This is a genomic window from Micromonospora sp. KC721, assembly GCF_004348355.1.
Taxonomy (GTDB): Bacteria; Actinomycetota; Actinomycetes; order Mycobacteriales; family Micromonosporaceae; genus Micromonospora.
The window spans coordinates 1-7,983 of record NZ_SMJY01000243.1 but is presented as its reverse complement, the minus strand read 5'-3'; the positions used below and the strand labels follow the sequence as shown (position 1 = coordinate 7,983).

6 protein-coding genes and 1 pseudogene are annotated in these 7,983 nt (G+C 71.0%); 3 read left to right on the top strand and 4 right to left on the bottom strand.

Features of this window, described 5'->3' with window-relative positions; all coding sequences use genetic code 11:
• Positions 1-2: 2 nt before the first annotated feature.
• Positions 3-857: a serine hydrolase gene (locus tag E1182_RS27320; RefSeq protein ID WP_132270611.1), complete on the top strand. Its 855-nt coding sequence runs from the start codon at positions 3-5 to the stop codon at positions 855-857.
• Between the two features lie 62 nt (positions 858-919).
• On the opposite strand, the gene E1182_RS27315 is transcribed toward E1182_RS27320, so the two are convergent.
• Together E1182_RS27315 and E1182_RS27310 are read right to left on the bottom strand one after the other, a co-directional pair.
• Positions 920-1,717: a tyrosine-protein phosphatase gene (locus E1182_RS27315; protein ID WP_132270609.1), complete on the bottom strand. Its 798-nt coding sequence runs from the start codon at positions 1,715-1,717 to the stop codon at positions 920-922.
• A gap of 156 nt (positions 1,718-1,873) precedes the next feature.
• Entirely contained in the window at positions 1,874-2,872 is a 999-nt protein-coding gene (locus E1182_RS27310) for a TerC family protein (RefSeq protein WP_132270607.1), read from the bottom strand.
• 451 nt (positions 2,873-3,323) lie between these two features.
• On the opposite strand from E1182_RS27310, the gene E1182_RS27305 reads away from it, so the two are divergent.
• On the top strand, positions 3,324-3,617 hold the full coding sequence (locus tag E1182_RS27305) for an antibiotic biosynthesis monooxygenase (protein ID WP_132270605.1): 294 nt from the start codon (positions 3,324-3,326) through the stop codon (positions 3,615-3,617).
• A gap of 276 nt (positions 3,618-3,893) precedes the next feature.
• Here the strand turns inward: E1182_RS27305 and E1182_RS27300 are convergent, their stop codons facing one another.
• Entirely contained in the window at positions 3,894-4,796 is a 903-nt protein-coding gene (locus E1182_RS27300) for a helix-turn-helix transcriptional regulator (RefSeq protein ID WP_132270603.1), read from the bottom strand.
• 320 nt (positions 4,797-5,116) lie between these two features.
• Positions 5,117-7,225 (bottom strand): excinuclease ABC subunit UvrB, encoded by a 2,109-nt coding sequence (gene uvrB, locus E1182_RS27295; RefSeq protein ID WP_132270600.1) that lies wholly within the window; start codon positions 7,223-7,225, stop codon positions 5,117-5,119.
• A gap of 308 nt (positions 7,226-7,533) precedes the next feature.
• Between uvrB and E1182_RS27290 the strand changes: the two are divergent.
• A pseudogene (locus E1182_RS27290) lies at positions 7,534-7,983 on the top strand (hypothetical protein); the annotation flags it as partial.

Below are 7,983 nucleotides of genomic sequence, written 5' to 3'. Positions count from 1 at the left end.
GCATGGGATGGGGTGAGCTCGACGCCCGACTGGACCGGGTGCCAGGGGTGGTTTCCGCGTACGTGGGGCGGCTGGACGCCGCTGCCACCTGGGCCCGGCACCCGGCGGCGACGCACTACGCGGCCAGCACCATGAAGGTCGCGGTACTGCTCGCCCTGCACCGGGCGGCCGACGCGGGCAGCACCGATCTCGATGCCCCCGTCGCCGTGGTCAACGAATTCGAATCCGCCCGACCGGGAGCTTCCGGGTTCTCCTGCGCCCGGCACTACGACAACGACGATGCGGTCTGGGAGCGCGTGGGTGCGACCGCCTCCCTACGCTGGCTCGCCCACCGGATGATCACCCGGTCCAGCAATCTGGCCACCAACATCGTGCTCGGCCACGTCGGACTGCCGGCAGTCGCCGAAGCCTGGGCGAGCGCCGGCGCCCGGCACAGCGTCACCGGCCGAGGCATCGAGGACTTCGCCGCCCGGGAGGTCGGCATCACCAACCTGGTCACCGCCGGCGACCTGGCCGCACTGCTCGGCGGGTTGGCCAGCGGGGTGAACCGACCGGGACCGCTGGCCACCCCGGCCGCCTGCGCCGCCATGGTCGACGTCCTGCTGGCCCAGGAACACCGCGACGACCTGGCCGCCGGCCTGCCGGCCGGCACCCGGATCGCGCACAAGAACGGCTGGGTACGCGGGGTGCGGCACAGCGCCGGCGTCGTCTTTCCGGACGATGCCCCGCCGTACGCCATCGCGGTCTGCACCACCACCGAACCGGCCGCCGGCCAGGAGCGGGCCGAAGACGGCTGCCGTCTGGTCGCGGACGTCTCGGCGGCGGCCTGGGCCGCCCGGCACCGTCTGGCCGGGTGAGCCGCGCACCCACTGGTCCGACCGGCCCGTCCGGGGTCGCCGTGCGCCACGATCTCCGGCGCCTACTCCAGCAGTTGCTCCCGCAGCGCGGCGCGCACCTCGTCGGTCACCCCCAGACCCACCCGCAGGTACGTCTCGAACGACCCGTGCACCCGGCGCACCTCGTCGTACGCGGCGTCCAGGTACTCCGGCCGCGCCTCCAGCACCGGCCGCACCGTCTCCGGGTCCAGCGACGGGTGCTGCCGGGTCATCGCCTCCATGAGCACCTCGCGCAGACTCGCGGTCAGCTCGTTGTTGCGCAGGTAGTCGGCTCTGATCGCGGCGTCCTCGACGCCGAGCGCGGTCAGCAGCACCACCGCCAGCCAGCCGGTACGGTCCTTACCGGCCGAGCAGTGGAACAGCAGCGGCAGGTTCGAGCCCTCGGCGGCCAGCCGCACCGCCGCCCCGAACCCGGCCCGCGCCGCGTCCCCGGTGACGAACCACCGGTAGATCGCTTCCATGGCCGCGGGTGTCCCCTGTTCGGCCAGTTCGTCGTACGTCTCCAGGTCGTGGCCGAGCAGCAGCGCCGAGACGTACATGAAGACCGGGTGCGCCGGGTCGAGCACCGGCAGGTGCACCACCCGCGGCTGACCGACCAACCGGTCCGCCGGGGCGACCGACACCTCGGAGGCGTCCCGCAGGTCCACCACGCAGGCGGGGCCGAGCTTGCCCAGCACCGGCAGGTCCTCGTCGGTCAACCGCCCCAGCGCCGGGGTACGCAGCAGCCGGCCGGCACGCACCCGCCGGCCGTCGCCGGTGGGCAGCCCGCCCAGGTCGCGGGCGTTGGGCGCACCCACCAGCCACCAGTCCTGTCCGCTCATCCGACGTCCCTTCTGCGCATCCCGCTCCGGTACCGGGTGCCGCATCCGATGATCGCCGACGGTGCGCACCCACCTGTGGGCCGGGCCACCGGCGATCCCGCACGGCTGCCGTGCGTACGCCGCCGGGGTGCCCCGGGCGGCGTACGCACCAATGGGTCAGGGACGGGCGTCGGCCAGCTCGCGGCGGCGGTCCCGGGAGGACTTGACCAGGCTGGCCGCGGTGGCCACGGCGAGGGTGCCGAGGATGATCAGAAGCGACAGCCAGATCGGGATGTGCGGTGCCCAACCGACGTGCTCGCCACCGTTGATGAACGGCACCTTGTTGTCGGCCAGTGCCTCCAGCACCAGCTTGACGCCGATGAAGCCGAGCACCACCGCCAGGCCGTAGCTGAGGTAGATCAGCCGGTTCAGCAGGCCCCCGAGCAGGAAGTAGAGCTGACGCAGGCCCATCAGCGCGAAGACGTTCGCGGTGAAGACCAGGTACGGCTCCTGGGTGATCCCGAAGATCGCCGGAATCGAGTCCAACGCGAAGATCAGATCGGTGGTGCCGATCGCGATCATCACGATCAGCATGGGGGTGAACAGCCGCCGCCCGGCCTGGTGGGTGGTCAGCTTCGCGCCGTCGTACTCGCGGGAGATCGGCAACGCCTTGCGGCTCCACCGGATCAGCAGGTTCTCGCTGAACTCGTCCTCGTCCGTCTCACCCTGCCGGGCCAGGTTGATCGCGGTGTAGATCAGGAAGGCGCCGAAGAGGTAGAAGACCCAGGAGAACTGCGAGATCAACGCGGCGCCGGCGGCGATGAACCCGCCGCGCATCACCAGGGCCAGCACGATGCCGATGAGCAGTACCTTCTGCTGGTACTGCCGGGGCACCCCGAAGCGGGCCATGATGATGACGAAGACGAACAGGTTGTCCACCGAGAGGCTGTACTCGGTCAACCACCCCGTGTAGAACTGGCCGGCTGCGCTTGCGCCGCTGGTGAGCCAGAGGCCGACGCCGAAGATCAGGGCCAGCCCGACGTAGAAGCCGACCCAGAGGCTCGACTCCCGGATGCTGGGCTCGTGCGGTCGCCGACCGACGATGAGCAGGTCCACCAACAGGACCGCCGTCAGCGCGACGAGCGTTACCGCCCACACCATTGCGGACACGTTCAATGCATTCCTCCGGCAGACACGCGGCGTCGTGCACACCGGGACGCCGGGTGGCGGCAGGGTGGGCGGCGACGGGAGCTCAAGTGGCTGTCGGAGGTCTCTTCCGCCAACGGCCCGTGGGCGGGACGTTGACCGATGGAGCCGGGTCGGGTGCCAGGGGTGGCGGTCGACCGTGCTGACGACTCCGTCGCGGGGGAATACTCCCCTCCTCGGCGGCCATTGTTCACCATCCGGGCCAGGCGGCGCACCTGCGGGAGCCGGGATTGCTGGCAATATCACGTTCCACGCTCAGGTGTGGCTCACAACGCCTCTGCTTCCTAGGAGGCTAGGTGTATAGATGCCCGCCGGCATGACAGGCCGGAGAACCCTGGGAGCCGGTGGCGACGTCCCACCGTCGGTGGGACAGCCGGACCCGCCAGTCGGGGCGAACCAGGGGTCGTGCGAGGCTTCGGACATGGTGCTTGAGGTCGCGCTCATCGAGGTACTACCCGGACACGAGGACGAGTTCGCCGCCGCGTACGGGCAGGCGCATCCGATCATCACGGCCGTCGAGGGCTGCCGATCGGTCCGGATGACCCGGGGCATCGAGAGCCCGAGCCGGTTCGTGCTGCTGGTCGAGTGGGACTCGGTGGAGGCGCACGAGGAGAACTTCCGGGCCACCGATGCCTTCGGCAGGTGGCGGGCCCTGATCGGTCCGTACTTCGCCGGCCCGCCCCGGGTCGAGCACTTCGTCGACGTCCCCGCCTGAGCCGAGCGACCGCCGATCCACTCCCGGAATTGTCGTACCCCCCGGTTACCGTGCGACGTGTGCGCGGCACCGGCCCCGACGCGTTCGGGGGCGCCGGGACCGGTGGCCGCGCCACCAGATAGACCGGTGGCCGCGCCACCAGACCGACCGGTGGCCGAGCGCCGGGTACGTCCCCACCGACCTGCTCAACTCGAGCGTGCCCGCCGCGCTGCTCGCCGAGGCGGCCTCAACCCCGCGCCGACCGCCGGCCAGCCAGTGCCGGCGAACGCTGCCGGGCTACCGGACGACCTCTCCGCCGACCGATCGGCCTCCGTCAGCCGCCCTGGCGGCTTGGTCGCGCAACAGGGCGGCGGTCTCCTCCCCGTCGAGCGCGGCCGACGCGAGCCAGTCGCTCACCTGTTCGTACCGCGCCACGTCCGCGCCGGTCACCAGGCGTACGTCGGCGGTGAGCGTCTCCACCATGACCGTACGCGGGTCGGCCGGGTCGGGGAACGAGTAGCTGGAGTAGCCGGTCAGCGGGTGTACTCCCGTCGCCGGTGCGGCGGTACGGGTCACCACGCGGACGGTGACGTGTGGCAACTCGGCCAGCGCGAGCAGATGCGCCAGCTGCTCCTGCCATACGTCCGGCGCGACGCCACCGCCGTCACAGACCCGCTCGTCGAGCAGGGCGGTGTAGCGGGGTGGGTCGGGACGGCGCAGGACCTGCTGACGCAGCAGCCGGGCCCGGACGTCGGCCTCGACGTCGACCTCCGGGTGCAGCAGCCGGCCGGCGTCGATCCGCGCCCGGGCGTAGCCCGGCGACTGGAGCAGGCCCGGCACGACGGCCGGCTGGTACTCCACGATGTTCGCCGCACCCGCCTCCAGCTCGGCGTACGTGCGTTGCCGCTCGTGCATCTCACCCAACGTCCGCCACCAGCCTCGGCTGGTCGCCGCGTCCCGCGCGATGACGATCAGTTCCTCGCGCTGCGGCGCCGGAACCTGGTAGACGTCCAGCAGGTCCAGCACGTCGGCCAGGTCGGGCCGGCTCTGCCCGAGCTCGATGCGGGACAGCTTCGAAGTGGACGCCCACCCCAACAGGCCGCAGACCTGTTCCAGAGTGAGTGCCTTGCGCCTGCGCAACTGACGTAGCTCGGCGCCCAGTCGCGCACGCCGAATGACCGGACTCGATGACAACGGCATCCCCGCCTCCCCACGACGGAGGGTACGCAGGACCATCACCCACGGCAATACCTTGCTCGCGGAACGCAACCGTCCATCATGTCCCTCCGATGAGGACGGGCTGTCCCGTATCGCCGAAGGTTGCGAGTGTCAGACGTGGGTTGCGCTGATCCCAGCGGGAGCGTCACGCCTGACACGAGAAGTCCCTTACCTGACCCCTGCTTGAGCCGCAGCACCCGTCCAAGGTGACCTTGATGGAATACCGGAGGCGTCGCGTTCCGCTCGCGCCGTCGCGCACGGTCAGCGCGTGGTCTCCTCGTGGCGACGGCCACCCCCGCCGGTCATTTCACCCCGGCCGCGTCCATCCCGCGCAGCTCCTTCTTGAGCTCGGCGACCTCGTCGCGGATCCGGGCGGCCAGCTCGAACTGCAACTCCCGGGCGGCGGCCAGCATCTGGTCGTTGAGCTCCTGGATAAGCTGCGCCAGATCGGCTCGGGCCATCCCCTCCCGGGACGGGCCCGCCCCGGTGGTCCGGGTACGACTGCGGGTCTCCTTCACCGGCGCCTTGCCCCGGGAGAGCTGTCGCACCGCACCGCCGACCCGGGACGCCTCGGTGTCCTCCGCCTCGCGGTAGATGTCGTCGAGGATGTCGTGGATCTTCTTGCGCAGCGGCTCGGGGCTGACGCCGTGCGCCTCGTTGTGCGCGATCTGCTTGGCCCGCCGCCGGTTGGTCTCGTCGATCGCCTCTGCCATCGACGGCGTGATCTTGTCGGCGTACATGTGGACCTGGCCGGAGACGTTGCGGGCGGCCCGGCCGATGGTCTGGATGAGCGACCGGCCGCTACGCAGGAAGCCCTCCTTGTCGGCGTCGAGGATCGCGACCAGCGAGACCTCGGGCAGGTCCAGACCCTCCCGGAGCAGGTTGATGCCGACCAGCACGTCGTAGTCGCCCTTGCGCAACTCGCGCAGCAGCTCCACCCGGCGCAGGGTGTCGACCTCGGAGTGCAGGTACCGCACCCGGATGCCGTTCTCCAGCAGGTAGTCCGACAGGTCCTCGGCCATCTTCTTGGTCAGCGTGGTGACCAGCACCCGCTCGTCGCGTTCGGTACGCAGCTTGATCTCGTGCATCAGGTCGTCGATCTGACCCTTGGTGGGCTTGACCACGACCTCCGGGTCGACCAGCCCGGTCGGGCGGATCACCTGCTCGACGTACTCGCCCTGGGCCTGCTCCAGCTCCCACGGGCCGGGGGTGGCGGAGAGGAAGACCAACTGGCCGACCCGCTCCAGGAACTCGTCGAAGCGCAGCGGCCGGTTGTCGGCGGCGCTGGGCAGCCGGAAGCCGTGGTCGATCAGCATCCGCTTGCGCGAGGCGTCCCCCTCGTACATGCCGCCGATCTGCGGGATGGTCACGTGCGACTCGTCCACCACGGTGAGGAAGTCGTCGGGGAAGTAGTCGAGCAGGCAGTGCGGCGGGCTGCCGGGCAGCCGCCCGTCCATGTGCATGGAGTAGTTCTCGATGCCGGAGCAGAACCCGACCTGGCGCATCATCTCGATGTCGTAGGTGGTGCGCATCCGCAGTCGCTGGGCCTCCAGCAGCTTGCCCTGCCGCTCCAACTCGGCCAGCCGCTCGGCCAGCTCCGCCTCGATGTCGCGGATCGCCCGCTCCATCCGCTCCGGGCCGGCCGCGTAGTGGGTGGCCGGGAAGATCACCAGCTGGTCGACCTCCTTGACCACGTCGCCGGTGAGCGGATTGAGGTAGTAGAGCTTCTCCACCTCGTCGCCGAAGAGCTCGATGCGGACCGCCAGCTCCTCGTACGCCGGAATGATCTCGAGCGTGTCACCGCGGACCCGGAACGTGCCCCGCTGGAAGGCCATGTCGTTGCGGGTGTACTGGATGTCGACCAGCCGGCGCAGCAGCTGGTCACGGTCGAGTTCCTGGCCGACGGTGACCCGGACCGCCCGGTCGAGGTATTCCTCCGGGGTGCCCAGGCCGTAGATGGCCGAGACGGTGGCCACCACGATCACGTCGCGGCGGGTGAGCAGCGACATGGTCGCCGAGTGCCGCAGCCGCTCGACCTCCTCGTTGATGGAGGAGTCCTTCTCGATGTAGGTGTCGGTCTGTGGGATGTAGGCCTCGGGCTGGTAGTAGTCGTAGTACGAGACGAAGTACTCCACCGCGTTGTGCGGGAGCAGCTCGCTGAACTCCTTGGCCAACTGGGCGCAGAGCGTCTTGTTGGGGGCCAGCACCAGGGTCGGCCGCTGCAACCGCTCCACCAGCCAGGCCGTGGTGGCGCTCTTGCCGGTGCCGGTCGCGCCGAGCAGCACCGTATGGCGGTCACCGCGCCGGACCCGGCGCTCCAGCTCGTCGATCGCCGCCGGCTGGTCACCGGCGGGCTGGAACTCGCTGATGACCTGGAAACGGCCGTCCAGCCGGGGGATGTCGAGCGCCATGACACCAACGGTACGCCGGGGGTCCGACAATCCGGGCGGCTACCGCAGGTCCCTGATCGGCTTCGATATTGCCATTGTGAGACAGATCTCGCCACGCTAGCCTGAAGACCGTAGGCCGCTCGCGGCGGCCGACCGGGTCGGTGGCCGGGCCCTCCTCGGGCTCCCACCCCTGGCACGCGAGGTCGCAGCACCCGGACATCACCGGCGTGCGCACCCGGCGTGGTCGCGCCCAGGGCGCAGACCGGCCGCCGCGAGCGCCCCTGCCTCGTGACTCGTCACCCTCCCGCCCGCCAGGCGTTCATCCCCTCGTGGACACCTCTCCCGACCCGCGTCGCCGCAGGCACGGCCGGCGGCGCCGTGACCCGGGTCTGCGCGCCGCACCCGCGCCCCCGGACGTCACCGCCGGCGAGCCGCCGCCCGAGGAGCCGACCCACCGACGCGTCACCCTCGCCGTCCTCTCGGTGGTCGCCGCCGCGTCCGCCGCCGCCCTGGTGGCCGGACTGCTCGACTGGGCACCCGTCGCGGACACCCCCGCCCGTGCCCTGACCGACGCGGAGTCCGAGCGGCTGGCCGCGACCCGGGTCACCAACTACCGCGACGTCCGCGCCGGGGTACGCCTCGCCGTCGGCACCGGCCGCACCCGTACCCACCTCGTCGGCTGGGTCGACTGGGCCCGTCCGCTGGCGTACCTCGACGTGGGCGGTCCCGGGGCCGGAGCGCACCACGGGCTGGTGCAGGCCACCCCCTCGGTGGTGATG